This is a genomic window from Pseudomonas sp. S3_C06 (assembly GCF_054667675.1).
Genome location: NZ_CP162747.1, coordinates 1,877,815 through 1,893,002, shown reverse-complemented (window position 1 = coordinate 1,893,002; position 15,188 = coordinate 1,877,815). Strand labels below are relative to the sequence as shown.

General features: G+C 58.3%; 16 protein-coding genes. 3 read left to right on the top strand and 13 right to left on the bottom strand.

The window, feature by feature from the left end:
- Positions 1–31 precede the first annotated feature (31 nt).
- Genes AB4N44_RS08180 through AB4N44_RS08165 form a run of 4 tightly spaced genes read right to left on the bottom strand, consistent with a single transcriptional unit; the run spans position 32 to position 2,680 of the window.
- On the bottom strand, positions 32–607 hold the full coding sequence (locus AB4N44_RS08180; protein ID WP_150750741.1) for a DUF6162 family protein: 576 nt from the start codon (positions 605–607) through the stop codon (positions 32–34).
- A complete protein-coding gene (locus AB4N44_RS08175; protein WP_150750742.1) occupies positions 604–945 on the bottom strand; it encodes a hypothetical protein in 342 nt (113 codons plus the stop codon). The genes AB4N44_RS08180 and AB4N44_RS08175 overlap by 4 nt, the downstream gene beginning before the upstream one ends.
- Entirely contained in the window at positions 942–1,484 is a 543-nt protein-coding gene (locus AB4N44_RS08170; protein ID WP_150775663.1) for a thiamine pyrophosphate-binding protein, read from the bottom strand. The genes AB4N44_RS08175 and AB4N44_RS08170 overlap by 4 nt, the downstream gene beginning before the upstream one ends.
- The gene (locus tag AB4N44_RS08165; RefSeq protein ID WP_460109352.1) at positions 1,481–2,680 is read right to left on the bottom strand and encodes a PepSY-associated TM helix domain-containing protein; all 1,200 of its coding nucleotides are present in this window, start codon (positions 2,678–2,680) and stop codon (positions 1,481–1,483) included. The genes AB4N44_RS08170 and AB4N44_RS08165 overlap by 4 nt, the downstream gene beginning before the upstream one ends.
- 404 nt (positions 2,681–3,084) lie before the next feature.
- On the opposite strand from AB4N44_RS08165, the gene leuC reads away from it, so the two are divergent.
- Positions 3,085–4,503, top strand: coding sequence for a 3-isopropylmalate dehydratase large subunit (leuC, locus tag AB4N44_RS08160; RefSeq protein ID WP_460109354.1), 1,419 nt, complete (start codon positions 3,085–3,087; stop codon positions 4,501–4,503).
- A complete protein-coding gene (gene leuD / locus AB4N44_RS08155) occupies positions 4,500–5,114 on the top strand; it encodes a 3-isopropylmalate dehydratase small subunit (protein WP_460109357.1) in 615 nt (204 codons plus the stop codon). The genes leuC and leuD overlap by 4 nt, the downstream gene beginning before the upstream one ends.
- Positions 5,115–5,241: 127 nt before the next feature.
- Here the strand turns inward: leuD and AB4N44_RS08150 are convergent, their stop codons facing one another.
- From AB4N44_RS08150 to soxR, 6 genes are all read right to left on the bottom strand, one after another.
- Positions 5,242–6,192 (bottom strand): LysR substrate-binding domain-containing protein, encoded by a 951-nt coding sequence (locus tag AB4N44_RS08150; RefSeq protein ID WP_460109359.1) that lies wholly within the window; start codon positions 6,190–6,192, stop codon positions 5,242–5,244.
- A 24-nt stretch (positions 6,193–6,216) separates the two neighbouring features.
- The gene (locus AB4N44_RS08145; protein WP_150750747.1) at positions 6,217–7,092 is read right to left on the bottom strand and encodes an alpha/beta fold hydrolase; all 876 of its coding nucleotides are present in this window, start codon (positions 7,090–7,092) and stop codon (positions 6,217–6,219) included.
- Positions 7,093–7,227: 135 nt separating this feature from the next.
- The gene (locus tag AB4N44_RS08140; protein ID WP_150775670.1) at positions 7,228–8,460 is read right to left on the bottom strand and encodes a hypothetical protein; all 1,233 of its coding nucleotides are present in this window, start codon (positions 8,458–8,460) and stop codon (positions 7,228–7,230) included.
- Positions 8,461–8,476: 16 nt separating this feature from the next.
- The gene (locus tag AB4N44_RS08135; RefSeq protein ID WP_150775671.1) at positions 8,477–10,045 is read right to left on the bottom strand and encodes a trypsin-like serine peptidase; all 1,569 of its coding nucleotides are present in this window, start codon (positions 10,043–10,045) and stop codon (positions 8,477–8,479) included.
- A gap of 129 nt (positions 10,046–10,174) precedes the next feature.
- A complete protein-coding gene (locus AB4N44_RS08130; RefSeq protein WP_150750750.1) occupies positions 10,175–10,633 on the bottom strand; it encodes a VOC family protein in 459 nt (152 codons plus the stop codon).
- Between the two features lie 105 nt (positions 10,634–10,738).
- On the bottom strand, positions 10,739–11,191 hold the full coding sequence (gene soxR, locus AB4N44_RS08125; RefSeq protein ID WP_150775672.1) for a redox-sensitive transcriptional activator SoxR: 453 nt from the start codon (positions 11,189–11,191) through the stop codon (positions 10,739–10,741).
- 93 nt (positions 11,192–11,284) lie between these two features.
- On the opposite strand from soxR, the gene AB4N44_RS08120 reads away from it, so the two are divergent.
- Positions 11,285–11,638, top strand: coding sequence for an antibiotic biosynthesis monooxygenase (locus AB4N44_RS08120; RefSeq protein WP_460109364.1), 354 nt, complete (start codon positions 11,285–11,287; stop codon positions 11,636–11,638).
- On the opposite strand, the gene AB4N44_RS08115 is transcribed toward AB4N44_RS08120, so the two are convergent.
- The 3 genes from AB4N44_RS08115 to ssuD form a co-directional block, all read right to left on the bottom strand.
- On the bottom strand, positions 11,635–12,735 hold the full coding sequence (locus AB4N44_RS08115) for a sigma-54 interaction domain-containing protein (RefSeq protein ID WP_160041245.1): 1,101 nt from the start codon (positions 12,733–12,735) through the stop codon (positions 11,635–11,637). The genes AB4N44_RS08120 and AB4N44_RS08115 overlap by 4 nt on opposite strands.
- Before the next feature lie 36 nt (positions 12,736–12,771).
- Complete coding sequence (locus tag AB4N44_RS08110) at positions 12,772–13,959, bottom strand: acyl-CoA dehydrogenase family protein (protein WP_460109366.1); 1,188 nt, start codon at positions 13,957–13,959, stop codon at positions 12,772–12,774.
- Positions 13,960–14,035: 76 nt separating this feature from the next.
- Positions 14,036–15,181 carry an FMNH2-dependent alkanesulfonate monooxygenase gene (gene ssuD, locus AB4N44_RS08105; RefSeq protein WP_007949711.1) on the bottom strand — a complete coding sequence of 382 codons (1,146 nt, stop codon included), beginning with the start codon at positions 15,179–15,181 and terminating at the stop codon, positions 14,036–14,038.
- Positions 15,182–15,188 lie beyond the last annotated feature (7 nt).

Here is a 15,188-nt window from a genome sequence, read left to right as displayed (position 1 = left end):
AAGCGGTCTTCTCTCGGATGAGGGCGAGGAATCAATGGCGATGTTCGCGGGTAACCCCGGCATCGTATTGCGCGACGATCTGTTTCCAGCCGGCGGCGGACAGGGCGGCTTCGCTCAATTCGGTCGGCACTTGCAGGCTGGCATCGCGGTTGAGCCAGATGTCTGGCGCAGCCTTGTCATCGCTGTTCAGCAGCATGACGAACGAACCGGCGATGGCCGGGTTTTGGCTATGGCCGAAATAGGCGGTATCCGCCAGCAATTGCCAGGCATGACCGCCACGGCTGACCGAACTCGCATCCTGGGCAAACGGCGCGAAGCCTTCGTCGGCCAGATTCTGCGGTGTCGGCAGGGCTTGCTGTTCTTCACGCAGCAAGCGGATTTCGTCGAGGGTCACTCGCAGGTCGGCGTAGATGCCTTGCTCGGAAGCGCTGAGGTCGCGGCGCGCGTCGAGTTGATTTGTCGCCACGGGCTCCGGCTCATGGGAAACCCCGCGCCACGCGACGACTGAGCCAGCGACCGCGAGGATCAACAGGCACAACAGCAGCACATTGAGGGTTTCATGGCCTGCACCGGCCGGGCGCACGATTTGTGTGGTTGGCGTACTCATGGGGATTCGATGTCCGCTTGGTCGATTTCGACAACGTGGCCTGGGCCTGCGTCGAACAGCACATAGAACTCGGCGCCAGGTTTCTTGAACGTCAGGGTCGAGTCGCTGCCAAGCTTGCCGGGCACCAGTATGGTTTCGTCGTAGCCGATCACATCGAGGGTCACCCCCGGCGCACCGCTGCCGTCGGAAAAGCCACCGGTGCATTTGATCTGTTCGGCATCGATGGCTTTGCATTCGCACATCGGGTTGTGGGCGAGGGCGCTGGCGCTGAAGCCGGCGCTCAGCACCAGCAGCGCAGCACTCAGGTGCAGGCGCAAAAGGCGATAAGAGCAGCTCATGGTTTGGCTCCTTGTTTGTTCAGCCAGGCAATCGTGGCGGGCGATGCCTGACTCAGGGGGATAGAGGCTTGATGCATGCTGCCGTCCCAGCCTTCCATGGTGATCCACAGTTCGGCGTCGGCCGGGGTTTTTACCGGGACCGGCAGTTGCGTGCCCATGCGGTAAGGCGTGCCGAAGAAAATCACCCCGGCGGCGCGCAGACTGCGCGGTTTGCCGATACGCAGGTAAGTTGCCTTGACCGGCTCGACGCAGGCGGTGCACAGCGCGGCGCTGAAGGCTTTCAGGTAACCGGCGGGACCGTCGGAGCGTGGCGCTTCATTGCGCAGCTCGGCCAGGCGCAGGCTCCACGGCCCGACCTGTATTTCACCGATTTCACGCTCGCCCAGGCCGGCGTCACCGCGAAACAGCGCCGCGTCGGAGAAGTATTTGGGCATGAACCCCAGCGGGATCAGCAGCAACAGAACGTTGATGTGAAAGCGCCATTTATGCCAGAACAGGCTCAGTCGTGAAGGTTGAACGGCGGTGGTGATCTTGCTCACAGGTTGACCTCCGACGGTTCACGGTTGATGAGTGGTTGCGCATTGGCGCGTTGTTTCTTGTTCTCGCGCTTGAGCGCGTTGGCGGTGGCCAGGGCAGTGCGTTTGGTCCAGATCAACAAGCCACTGAGCACCATCATGCTCAGGATCAATCCGAAGAAGAACCAGATCAGCTTGATCCACAGTCCACCAAAATCACCGGTGTGCAGCGGGCGCATGGATTCGGTGACAAATTCCAGCGAGGAGCGGTCGGACAGCACTCGAGAGGACGCCATATCGCCGCTGTAAGGATTGAGTGTTGCACTCTGGAACATCAGGGGATACCAGCCGCGACCGCGGATATCGAGGTGGCTGTAGGCATTGAACGGCATGTCGATGTCACTGGCTTCCAGCCCGGGGATTTTTTGCTGGGCGATTTCGATGGCGCGATCCAGGTTGATCCGGGCGGGTGGCAGCCCATCGGCAGTCAATGGCACGCTGTCACGGGCCATGGCTGGAATGATCGCTTCGCTGGAAATGGAAATGTGGTTATCGGACAGCGCCGCTTCAATCAGAAACCAGGTGCTGGTGATGGAGATCACCGCGATGAACCAGATCGACCAGATACCGCTCAGGCGATGGAAGTCACCCCAGAAAATCCGCGCACCGTGACGAAAACGCAGCGTGGGGCTGAAAAAGCCTTTCCAGAACCGTTTATAGACCACCAGCCCGGTAATCAGCGATGCCAGCAGCGGAAAGCTCAGGGCCGATACCAGATACCAGCCCCAGCTATAACCGTTGGTGAAAGGCACCAGCCACCAGCCATGCAGCGCGCGGGTGAATGCCTGGAAATCGAATGGCGGTGCCGTACCCTGAATAACACCCGTATACGGGTTGACGTAGGTCACCAACGAACGCCCGTCCGGATAGCTGAGCGTGACATCAAGAGCGAAATGGGATTCGTCCGGGCGGCTGATGCGTTGCACCAGTGCCAGCGGTTCTGCGGTTTTGATGGCCGTTATGATTTCCTCATAACCGAGTCGCGGCGCATCGTCCGCTGGCTGGCTGGCGCGCATCTGCGGGTTGGCCAGCCAGACGATTTCCTGACTGACCACCGCCAGGGTGCCGGTGACACAGACGATCAGGACAAAAAACCAGATCGGTAACGCCAGCCAGCTATGAACGAGGAACCACAGTTTGGAGCGGGATTTCTTCGACATGATTGCGCGTCTTGATAGCGGTGAAAGGGCGCGTGGCTACGGGCTTCGCAGCACGGGAGTCCCCGAAAGGCCGGACGTGGCTTTTGCCTACGCGAACGGCCTGCATCTCTATAGGACGGATGAGTGAGGAAAATCCCGAAAGGTGATATGAAAGCAAATGTTTCCCAATTCCCCGAATACTGCGGATTTCCCTGTGGGAGCGAGCCTGCTCGCGAAGGCGCCGGGTCAGTCACTTCATCCTGTGCCTGGTCTATCGCTCTCGCGAGCAGGCTCGCTCCCACAGGTTTGCGCTGATCTGCAGATCAAACACGATTCATGATCCACGCCATCACTGTCAGGCAATTGATGGCCGCTGCGCGCTGCCTATGATGGAAATCACCCTGATTGCCTGAGTGAGCGCCTTGATGACCGCCAGAACCCTCTACGACAAACACATCGATTCGCACACCGTGTGCCGGCTCGACGACCAGGGCCATGTCCTGTTGTACATCGATCGCCAGGTGATCAACGAATACACCAGCCCGCAGGCCTTCAGCGGTTTGCGCGCGGCCGGGCGCGACGTTTGGCGGCCGGGCACGGCGCTGGCGGTGGTCGATCACGTCAACTCGACCACGCCTGTGCGCATCGCGGCAATGCCTGATGCGGGTGGCGCGCGGCAAGTGTCGTATCTGGCGCAGAACTGTCGGGACTTTGGCATCGAGTTACTGGACATTCTCGACAAGCGTCAGGGCATCGAACATGTGATCGCCCCCGAGCAGGGTTTCATTCTGCCCGGCATGGTGATCGCCGCTGGCGATAGCCACACCACCACCTATGGCGCGCTTGGCGCCTTCGGCTTCGGTATCGGCACGTCCGAGATCGAGCATCTGCTGGCCTCACAGACTCTGGTCTACAAACGTCTGAAAAGCCTGCGTGTGACTGTCGACGGCGACCTGGCGCCGGGCCTGACCTCCAAAGACGTGATCATGGCCCTGATCGGCCGCATCGGCGCTTCCGGGGCCAGCGGTTACGCCATTGAATTCTGCGGCTCGACCATCGATGCCTTGAGCGTTGAAGCGCGCATGACCATCTGCAACATGGCGGTCGAGGCCGGCGCGCGGGGCGCATTCATGGCGCCGGATGAAAAGGTCTTCGCTTATCTGAAGGGCAAGCCACGGTCGCCGCAAGGTGAGTCGTGGGAGCGCGGAGTGGAGAAGTGGCGCGAATTGCGCAGTGATCCGGGCGCGGTGTTTGACCGCGAGATTCACCTCGATGCCAGCGTGCTGGAGCCGATGGTCACGTGGGGCACCAGCCCCGATCAGGCCGCCGCAATTGGGGCACGGGTGCCGGATCCGCAAGCGGTCAGCGATCCGATCCTGCGTCAGGACATGCGTCGTGCCCTCAACTACATGGGGCTCGAAGCGGGCATGGCGCTCAGCGATATCGTCATCAGCCACGCCTTTATCGGCTCGTGCACCAACGCGCGGATCGAAGACCTGCGCGATGCCGCCAGCGTCGTGCGCGGTCAGCAGGTGGCCGGGCATGTGCGCGCGATGATTGTTCCCGGTTCCAGCGAAGTTCGTGCGCAGGCCGAGGCCGAAGGGCTGGCGCAGATCTTTATCGACGCCGGTTTCGAATGGCGGCAGTCCGGCTGCTCGATGTGCCTGGCGATGAACGACGACGTGCTCGCGCCCGGTGACCGTTGCGCATCCAGCACCAACCGCAACTTCGAAGGCCGCCAGGGCGCCGGCGCCCGCACTCATCTGATGAGCCCGGCAATGGTCGCCGCTGCGGCCATCAGTGGTCGACTCACCGATATCCGCCACTTTGGAGAACGCCCATGAGCCTGCAACCCTTCACTCAAGTCAGCGGTCAGGCCGCGCCGTTATTGGCGGCCAATGTCGACACTGACGTGATCATGCCCAAGCAGTTCCTCAAAGGCATTGATCGCCAGGGACTCGATCGCGGCTTGTTTTTCGATTTGAGGTTTCTGCGCGATGGCAGCCCCAACCCCGATTTCGTTTTGAACCAACCAGCGTGGCAGGGCGCAAGTTTTCTGCTGGTCGGGCCGAATTTTGGCTGCGGTTCCAGCCGCGAACACGCGGTCTGGGGCTTGCAGCAAATGGGTATTCGCGCGTTGATCGGCAGCAGTTTCGCCGGGATCTTCTACGACAATTGCCAGCGTAACGGGGTGTTGTTGATCACGCTGGAAGAGGCGCAGGTGCAGCGGATCGGACGGCTTGTCGGTGAGCCTGAAACGGCGCGGATCAGTATTGATTTAGAGACGCAGCAGATTGGCCTGGCGGATGGCAGCGTAATCGACTTTCAGATCGACACCCTGCGCAAGACGGCGTTGCTCCTCGGTCTGGACGCTATCGGCAGTACCTTGCAACGGCGCGAGCAGATCAAAACCTTCGAACGCCAACATCTGGCCAACAACCCTTGGCTTTCCTGACTCACCGCTGACCCCCATGTAGGAGTGAGCCTGCTCGCGATAGCGGTGGATCAGCCAGACTTCTCGTATCTGACACACCGCTATCGCGAGCAGGCTCACTCCTACATGGGTTTTGTGTGGTTTCGGGTTACAGCGACAAGCCTTTGAAATGCGCCTGCAAAAACTCCACACACGCGCGCAACTTCCCGGAATGCGCCAGCCGCGTCGGGTACACCGCCCAGACGTTGGCGCTCTGGCTGTAATCCTCCAGCAACTGCACCAAGCGTCCTTGTTCCAGCAGTGGCTTCACATCCCACAACGACCGCAACAAAACCCCACGCCCATCCAGCGCCCACTGCAAAACAATCTCGCCGTTGTTGGACGACAACGGCCCGCTGACCCGCACGTTCTCTTGTCCGCCATCGCGATCCAGATTCCAGATACCGAAGGCATTGTCGCGCTCCTTGATCACCAGGCAATCGTGCTGTTGCAACTCGTCGAGCGTTTGCGGCGTACCGCGGCGTTGTAGATAACCGGGGGCGGCACACAGCACGCGCCGGTTGCTGACCAGACGCCGACCAATGTGCTGACCGGGAATGTCGTCGCCGACACGGATCTCCAGGTCGAAGCCTTCATTGATGATGTCCACCACCCGGTCAAACAGGTCGAGGCGAATCTCCAGTTCTGGATAACGTTCGGCCAGCAACGACACCGCCGGGGCCACGTGATTGCGACCGAAACCGAAACTGCTGCAAATGTGCAAACGCCCACGCGGGCTGTCGTGGGCGTCGGACAATTCGTCGTGCAGTTGCTGAAAATCATCGAGAATGCGCAACGCCCAGCGCTGCACGCGTTCACCGTCCTCGGTCAGCGAGACGCGACGGCTGGTGCGGTGCAGCAGGCGCGTGCCGAGGGTGGTTTCGAGAATCTGGATGCGTTTGCTGACATAGGCCGGTGACAGGCCCAGTTCATCCGCAGCGGCGGCAAAGCCGTTCTTGCGGATCACGGTGAGCAGCACGCGCAGGTCTTCGGGCAAGGGCACGGTGTCTTTCTTCTGGGACATGTCAAAACGAACACTGGCGGCAGAAGCCGCCAGCATAGCACCGAGATCTGGCGGCTCGGCTCAGCGCAAAAAGGCCAGTGCTTCGGCGAGCAACAGTTCGGGGACTTCTTCGGCAAGGTAATGGCCGGCGGGCAATGCCTGACCGCTGACGTTGGCCGCCACTTGCTGCCATTCCTCGAGTGGATCGAAACAGCTTCCGACGGTGCCTTCGGCGCCCCACAACACGCGCAACGGCAGATTCAGGTGATGCCCGGCAGCGATGTCGGCGCGGTCGTGCGCAAGATCGATGCCGGCGCTGGCGCGATAGTCTTCGCAGATGCCACGGGCGCTGCCGGGTTGTCGCAGGCAGCGCAGGTATTCGCCGAAGGCTTCATCGGTAAACGGCTTGAGTCCGGCGCTGCGGCTGCCCATCACGCTGCGTAAATACGCTTCGGGATCGGCTTCGAGCAAGGTTTCCGGCAGAGGCGCCGGGCGAATCAGGAAGAACCAGTGCCAATACGCACGGGCGAAAGCTTCGTTGGTCTGCGCGTACATCGACAGGGTCGGCGCGATGTCCAGCAGCATCATGCGCTGCACGGCGGCGGGGTGGTCGAGCGCGAGGCGATGGGCGACTCGTGCGCCACGGTCGTGGGCGAGGATCGAAAACTGCTCGAAGCCCAGCGACTGCATCAGTTCGACATTGTCGCGGGCCATTTCGCGTTTCGAGTAATTGACATGCTGCTCATCGGCGACCGGGCGACTGCTGTCACCGTAACCGCGCAGGTCGGCGGCGACCACGGTGAAGTGTTCGGCCAGTTGTCCGGCAATCTTGTGCCAGATCACGTGGGTCTGCGGGTGCCCGTGCAACAGCAGCAGGCCCGGCCCGCTGCCGCCGAGACGGTAGGCGATGTCGACGCCGTTGACATGGCGCTGATCTTTGAGGAATCCGGCAAACATCGGGCTGATCCTTTTTCAGGGTTCTGATTGGATGCATCCTGAAATCGTCCGGCGTTCGCGGCAAGGGGCAAAGCGTGGTGGGCAGGTTCATGAAGTGTGTTGCCTTGCCACTGGCGTCTTTTTTGTTGTAAGTCTTTAATTCGGTAACGGTGTCAAGGCCGGCAATGACTCAAACGAACCGATTCCCGCATTACTATAGGTTGCACGGAGTATGGCCCGACTGTTGTCGAGTTTTTTATAAGCCAGTCTGGCTTGCACCAGAGCTTTGTTTTTGGCACTTCCGTTTGCGTTTTCATAAACGTCGTAACTCGCGGCCGCAGTGTCATATGCGGTGGTGTAATCGGTGTATTTCTTCTCAACGTCAACAACGGCAGCCTGCCTTGCCACTATACGTGCCTGTTGAGAAAGTGCTTGAGTTACTGTGTCCTGCGTGGCGGTATTCAGTGCTGTCTTTTGGTTTTTCAGCGCATCACCTGTGTATTTGAGCAGTACGTATGGTTTGGCTGTTTCTGTAAAAATGGCTTTGACGTTAATGGGGAGGATTGTTTTCATACTGTCGGTTGTGACCTTGGTCGCGGCTTCCGATAATCCCTCTGGCAATGGCGACCACGGCAGTTTTTTACTCAAGACCGAGTCTGTGCTGATACTTCCTGATTTAACCGAATTCCACTGTAACTCCAATAAGCCAAAGTTAGCGGTTTGCCCCGGCAAACTCAGTTCCGCACGCAGAAGGACATCGCGTTCAGAGCCGAAACGCCAACTGTTAGGTGTGATGAATTTCGGGTAGTACCAATATGCAGGAACAAAAGTAAAGGCCGTTGGAGTGTTTCCCTCCTCTCCGCTAAATATGATTCTGGCTTCTAGATAAAGCGCCAAAGGCCCATTTATACCTGTTGCTTTATTGATTGAGTTGCTAGCGCTCTTCAAAGACTCGTCGGAGAAAAAAGAGCCAAACTCGCCATCAGGTGTTTTACCAAAGTCCTGGGCAATTGCAATGATCATGCACGTCTCTTTATTGTTAGAGGTGATTTTTCCTTGCTTGTCTGCCTTAGCAAAGCCGTCCATTCGGCTATTGTCCCTGTAACTGATGGCCTGGTCTTTGCTGAGATAGTCTCCCAGTGCATCTACCGCACTATCGACAATCTTGCCTGCCACTTCAGCAGCAATTGCTATGCCCGCTGCTGCAAATACGCCTGATTCCTCTTCTTGGCCTCTAGTCACTGGACAATTACTGCCCGGGAGAAAAGCAACTCGCATCTGATATCCTCGGTCAGTGTCTTTGGTTGTGGTAGACATTGGGGCCGGAGAACTGCTGCAGCCAGAAAGAATTACCAGTATGCTTCCAAGAACATATCTTTTTGCAGACATGATGCGCTCCTTGCATTTAGGGAGTTTCGATAAAGTTCACCGAGTTTTTAAACGGACTCAAAAAAGCTTTGTTTATATAGGTGGCGATGTTCAGCGAGTAGCTTTCATCACACAAACTGCTTGTATTGGACTCACCGATATGAGTCGCGGCAAGCGTCAGGACAGGTGTGCCTGAGACAAACAGGGCCGATCCGCTGCCTCCACCCTCCATGCTGCAAACATGACTGAAACATCCTTCGCTCTTTGCTTTTGCGGCACATTTCGTGCCTTTACCTTCGACGAAGCCTGAAGGGTATTTTTCAGGGTCGAGCGAGTTTGCAAGTGGCATATGAGAGATTTGAGTGAGTAGTGTCGGTGCGGCGCTGTCGCCATTTTTCTGATCGGTCATAGTGCGTAAAGCAGACTTCTGCAGCACATTGATCGCGCTAGGGGACTTTAGACCTGGCGCGATGCGTACCAGTACCTGGTCCTGTCCGACATCCTTGACTTTGTCTTCGGTCAATGCATCTTTTTGGCTGATTGCGCATACTTGGAATCGATCCTGACTCATGGCAGCCTGGAACCAGACATCTGAATCATTAGGCAAATTTTTGAAGCAATGTCTTGCTGTCAACACGTAAGTACCGCTACCTACGGACAAACCTGTACACAGGTTATCGTCTGACCACATGATTTTCCCCAGGCGATTCATGAGCGAGTGTTGTTTTACAAACGCAGATTGCTCGGCTGGTGTGTAGCAATTATCCAATAGCGACTTCAGTGCGCTGACATATTTCTCTGTCACCTGCCTTACTTCTTTCTCTGTGTATCGGTTGAGAAATGCTTCTCTATCGGACAAATACATTCGCGCGATCGCTTGTACGTTACCAATCTCCATCGAAGACAAGGCGATACGTTGCTCTCTGTATTCATCGGTTACGCGTTGATTACAACTTGAAAGCTCATTGCTTTTGTATCTGTTGATGAGCTCTGCTGCATTGCCAACTGCGGGGGTACTCATGGATGTTTTTAATTGACTCTTTGTATCCTCGGTGCTGATGGTATGGCTGGTGAAGTCATTGCGCTTGAAAAGTGCGAGTAATTCTCCCTGAGTCTGCGCCTCAAGTTCATCTGAAGGGATTTTGTTTTTTGGTAGATTAAAAGACTCATCTGAGTTCAAGTCTTTCCAATATCCAATCACTCCGGAGGGCAATTGGACTGTGCCACCTTCTGATGTAAATGAATGGTGCCGGGTGAATGATGTCTGCTTTGGTCCTCGTGGCAGCGCGACTAGGCTGGGTTGATTTCCCATCGATTTATAGACAGTTCCGTTGAACTGCTGGACTACTTGGTACTGTTGAGTACCCGACGCACTGGGAACTTTAGCTATTTGTACCAAAGGTGTTTCGCTGGTCAAACCCGCTGGTCTATCAGCTAGCTCAGCGGCATCGTTATGGCAGAGGTAGTCCCTTGCATAAAGATTATTAGCAGTGCAGATCGCTAGAAACATTCCCGCATACAGAAAGACCTGACGATGTGGGCGCATGATATCTTCCTTGGCCGCCAGCCAGCATTCATGTTGGTGAATTCGATGAATGCTGGACATCGTGAATTCAGGTATAGCACTTTGCTTCTACGAGTAAAGGACACTGATCAACAAAATAGTGTGACCGGATGAACGGAGATGACGCCTGCTTTGGAGGGGCAAGCGCCATTCTGAGCGCTGCAACACGGTTCAACCCTGGCTAAACATCTCCATCGCCCGCTGCTTGATCTGCTCTTCAGTCAGATCTTCCTTGCGCGAGGCCAGAAACCACAAATGCCCATACGGATCCTTCAGCGTCCCGCTGCGATCACCGTAAAACTGATCCTTGACCTCGGACACCGAGGTCGCCCCGGCATCCAGTGCTCGTTGAAATGACTTGTCGACATCGGTCACATACAGATGCAATCCAACTGATACGGCTTTATCAGGATTGCTCAACGGCCCTTGATCGCACGGCGAGCCGAGCATGATCGCGCTGTCGCCAATGCGCAGCTCGGCGTGACCGATGCCGCCGTCAGGCATGGCCAGGCGCATGACTTCGGTGGCGCCGAAGGCTTTTTTATAGAAATCGATGGCTTCGGCGGCTTTGTGGATGCCGAGATACGGGGTAATGCTGTGATACCCCTCGGGAATGGGTTTTACGCTCATGACGTTCTCCCTGAATTGTTGTTCTTTGAGACAGGACTCCACCGGATTTGTGGAAGAGTCACTATAGAACTGTCCTCGCGGTGCAGATTTTTGCCCGACGAGCAGTCAATCCTTGGGAAAGTGCGGTCCCGGTCCCTGTTCGCCCAGCACATCACCCTGATTGCGCAGCGGGCAGGCCTCCATCGACAAACAGCCGCAACCGATGCAGCCATTGAGGCGGTCGCGCAGCAGCGTCAATTGCTCGATCCGCTCATCCAGCTCCCGGCGCCATTGCTGCGAGAGGATTTTCCAGTCTGCCGCGCTGGGTGCGCGATCGTCCGGGAGAATTTTCAGCGCCTCGCCAATCTCCGCCAGCGGAATCCCCAGCCGCTGCGCGACTTTGATCAACGCCACGCGGCGCAGTACTTCGCGCGGATAGCGCCGTTGATTGCCGGCATTGCGCTGGCTCTTGATCAAACCTTTGGATTCATAAAAGTGCAGGGCGGTGACGGCCACGCCACTGCGTGCTGCGACTTCACCGACGGTGAGCTGCTTGTGCACGGTTTCCTTGGTGATCATTGCAAAAATGCTCTTGACCTTGACTTAACTAGAGGTTTTACCCTGCAGGCCTTCGAGTCGCAAGGCTCGTCTTACGTTGAGTGGGGGTTTTCCATGAACAACCGAAGTTTTACCCAATTGATTGAATTTGAAATCGAACCACGCCAACAACCCGCCCTGGTGACCGCGTTATCGATGCAGACCGAGCGCCTGGCCGTGCGTTATGCCGGTTTTGTCAGCGCCAGTGTGCAGGCCAGCGATGACGGCCGGCGCGTGTTGAGTTTTCTCCAATGGCAGACCCGCGAGGCGGGGGAGGCGGCCTTTCGCAGCTTCGAGAGCGGCGAGCAGGACTTCTGGCAACTGATCCACACCCATCAGGCGAAAACCATCACCTTCAATTCGTTCCAGGTGCTGAGCAGCATCGCCCGCAGTCACGACGATGCGCTGCACTGCCATCTGGTCGGTTAGATCGACAGCTGGATCAAACGCTCGCCTTGCAGATTTTCCGTGAGGCGCCGCTTGTTCACTGCCAGTTCGCCGATCTTGATCAGTCGCGTACGGGTGACGTTGCGGCTCAGACCGAGCAATGCGGCGGTGTGCACCTGGTTGTAATGGCAAAAGCGATACGCCGCGCGCAACAAGGCGTCCTCCACTTTTTCGTGCAAAGCGCCGGCTTGTTGCGCAAACAGTTTTTGAAAGGCCTGTTCCAGCAATGCCTCCGGTGAATCGTCGGCGCCGGCATGATCGTCGGGTCGTTCGATGCGCAGGTTCGACAGCCGCAGATCGTCGCGCTCGATCACACCATTGCGGCAGATCAGCAGAGTGTGGTGGATGACGTTTTCCAGCTCGCGAATATTGCCCGGCCAACTGTAAGCGCGCAGCTTGTGCTCGGCGCCGGGGCTGATACTCACGCGTCCATAACCGAGGCGCTGGCTGTAGGCTTCGATGAAATGGCGAGTGAGCGGCAGGATATCGCCGGGACGCTCGCGCAACGGGCTCAGTTCCAGATTGACCACGTTGAGGCGGTAATACAGATCCTCGCGGAAATGGCCGGCGTTGATGGCTTTTTCCAGCTGCACGTTGGTCGCCGCCAGCACCCGCACATCGATGGCAATGCTTTTGCGCGAGCCCAGTCGGACCACTTCGCGTTCCTGCAACACCCGCAGCAACTTGACCTGAATCGCCATCGGCAGATCGCCGATCTCATCGAGAAACAACGTGCCGCCATCCGCTTCCTCGAACCATCCGGCCTTGGCGCTCAGCGCGCCGGTGAACGCGCCTTTTTCATGACCGAACAATTCCGCTTCCACCAGCGATTCGGAAAACGCCCCGCAATTGACCGCGATAAACGGCCGATGACGACGGTTGCTGAGGTTATGAATATGCCGCGCTACCAGCTCTTTGCCGGTACCGGTCTCGCCGATGATCAGCACACTCGCTTCACTCGGCGCGACCTGTTGCAAATGCGCGAGCAAGGCCTGGGACTTCGGGTCTTCGAAGACCTGCGCGGTGGCGCGGATCGACGTCGCGAGCGCGGGGGAGGGCGGTAGGGTCAGCAGTTGCATGGGCTCGTCCTTCTTTTTAGTTCAAATGCAGGCAGGTCAGGAATAGAAGGTCGGCACCGGTAGCGACTGATTCAGCGCCCAGTCGCCCAATTCGTGGAGTTTGTAATCCAGCGGGTCGTGCAAAGTTTGCGTGCGCAGGTTGCGCCAGTGACGGTCGAGGCGCAGGGAGGCGTGGGTCGAACGCGCGCCGGTCACTTCGAACAAACGACTGCAAATTTCCAGGCCCTGGCGGCTGGCGGCGACTTTGGCGGTGGCAATCGCGGTGGCGACATGGCCGCGCTCTTCGGCGCTGAGATTGGCGCCTTTGGTCCAAGCCTCATCAAGCAACGCCGCCGCGCGTTCGACCAACAAGCGAATGCCTTCCAGCGCCACCCAGAACTCGCCGTAATGCGCGAGCACGTAGGGATCTTCGCGCACATCGCGCGCCGTGGATTTGTGCCAGAGGCGGGTTTCGCTGAGGGTATATTGCCGTGCTTCTTCAAAGGCGCCTTCGGCAATCCCGAGAAACATATGCGTGAAGGTCAGTTGCGCAATCAACGGTCGCAAGCAGGCGAACGGCGTGCTCAGTGGGCCGGGATCGAGCAACAGTTCCGACTCTTCGACGCGCACCCGTTCAAACGTGGCGCTGCCGCTGTCGGTCTGACGCTGGCCGATGTTGTTCCAGTCGTTGTGCAGGGTGATGCCGCTGCGTCCGCTGGGAATCGCCGCGATCAGCAACTTGCCGCCGGCGCTTTCATCCACCGCCGAGGCGATCAGCATTTGTGAGTCGCTGGCGCCGGAACAGAAGCTTTTCTTCCCGGAAAACTCGCGCCAGCCACCGAGGTTCTTGACCACGGTACGGGTGTCGAGCGGGTTCAGTGCGTTGCCCCAGAACCAGTTCTGCCGCGCGGTCTGTTCGAACCACGGCTGCCATTGTTCGGGCCGGGAAAACAGGCGCACGGTGGCGAGCATCAAGTGATGAAAGCCGAAGACGTGGGCGATCGAGCTGTCGACCTTGGCGAATTCGCGAACGACCTGCAGGGTTTCACTCCAGCTCGCGCCGAGGCCGCCGTAGCGGGTGGGAATGCTCAGGGCCAGCAAGCCGCTGTCGCGCAGCGCATCGCGCTCGACCTTCGGCGTGCCGCCACGCTCGTCACGCTCGACGGCAGTCAGAGCAAACTCGGCGGCCAGCTGGCGGGCGGTCTGCAGCGGGGATAACAAAGTACTTTGTGGTTTGGCGGTCACACCAACACTCCTGAATTCAAACTGCCCATGTAGGAGCTGCCGCAGCCTGCGGCAGCTCCTACACAAGAGATCCGGTTTACGCCGAGGCTTTTGTGGGCAACACATCATTGGCAATCATTTCACCAAACGGCCCGGTCAGATTGGTCACGCCACGCCCGGCCAGACTGGCGTAAGGCTCGGGCAGCAGCGGGAACACCAACTCGGCAAAGCGGTAAGCCTCTTCCAGATGCGGGTAACCGGAGAAGATGAAACTCTCGATGCCCAGATCCGCGTATTCCTTGATCCGCGCCGCCACTTGCTGCGGATCGCCCACCAGCGCCGTCCCGGCACCGCCGCGCACCAGGCCGACGCCGGCCCACAGATTCGGAGCGATCTCGAGGTTGTCGCGACGACCATCGTGCAACGCCGCCATGCGCCGCTGACCCTCGGAATCGAAACGCGAGAAGGACTTCTGCGCCGCTTCAATGGTCTCGTCGCTGATGTGTTCGATCAGTTTGTCCGCGGCTTTCCAGGCTTCTTCGGCGGTCTCGCGCACGATGACATGCAGGCGGATACCGAACTTGACCTTGCGCCCATGCCGCGCCGCGCGCTCGCGCACATCGGCGAGTTTTTCCGCGACGGCGGCCGGAGGCTCGCCCCAGGTCAGATAGACGTCGACCTGTTCAGCGGCCAGATCATGCGCAGCGTCGGAGGAACCGCCGAAGTACAGCGGCGGATAGGGTTTCTGTACCGGCGGATACAGCGCTTTGGCGTTCTGCACCTTCAGATGTTTGCCGTCGAAATCTACCGCTTCGCCTTGCAGCACGCGACGCCAGATCTTCAGGAATTCATCGGTGACTTCATAACGCTCGGCGTGACTGAGGAAACTGCCGTCGCCACGGTTTTCATCCGGATCGCCGCCGGTCACCACGTTGATCAACAAGCGCCCGTTGGACAGCCGATCAAGCGTCGCAGCCATGCGCGCCGAGACTGTCGGCGAGATGATCCCGGGACGGATCGCCACCAGATAACGCAGGCGCTCAGTCAGCGGCACCAGCGCCGAGGCGATCACCCACGAGTCTTCGCAGGAGCGCCCGGTGGGAATCAGCACGCCGTGGTAGCCCAGGCTGTCAGCGGCCTGCGCAACCTGTTTCAGATAATTGAGCGTGACCGGGCGCGCCCCTTGGGTGGTGCCCAGATAGTGGCCATCGCCGTGGGTCGGCAGGAACCAGAAAACATCCATGAACGGC